Origin of the sequence: Vibrio sp. Vb1980 (genome assembly GCF_033338615.1) — a bacterium.
Classification (GTDB): Bacteria; Pseudomonadota; Gammaproteobacteria; order Enterobacterales; family Vibrionaceae; genus Vibrio; species Vibrio alginolyticus.
The window spans coordinates 1-509 of record NZ_JAWOSZ010000192.1; the positions used below are offsets into that span (position 1 = coordinate 1).

Genomic DNA, 509 nt, shown 5'->3' on the forward strand with positions numbered 1-509 from the left:
GCATCAAAGCTACAAGCTTCGCATTTTTGTTCATTCAGCATGAGCAGGTTCCTTAGGTTCAAAAAGTGGTGGAAGCAATCCAGCATCTATCGCTAGATCCGCTTGTTTCAATAAATTCAGTTGGCTAATTTGGAAAAGCTGGGAGAAATCATCAATCACATAGTATTTAGGCTGCATGATATCGATGCGATAAGGAGTGCGCAGTACCTCGAGCAGGTCGAAGGGTTGCAACAGCGGCTGGCCCGAGAGGGCATAGGCGGTCTCGCCGATGGAAGAGAGAATGCCGCCGCCGTAGATCCTAAGCCCCGCCGGGCTTTCGATCAGGCCAAACTCCACAGTGAACCAGTAAAGGCGCGCCAGAAAGACCCGCTCCTCCTTGCTTGCCTTCTGCCCCAGCTGGCCATAGAGATGAGTGAAGTGAGCAAAGGCGGGATTGGTCAGCATGGCGCAATGACCAAAGATCTCGTGAAAGATATCCGGCTCCTGCAGGTAATCGAGCTCGTCCCGAT

At 52.1% G+C, this 509-nt stretch carries 1 pseudogene; it reads right to left on the reverse strand.

Features of this window, described 5'->3' with window-relative positions:
- Positions 1-30: 30 nt before the first annotated feature.
- Positions 31-509, reverse strand: a pseudogene (gene phhA, locus R7F64_RS24455) (phenylalanine 4-monooxygenase); the annotation flags it as partial.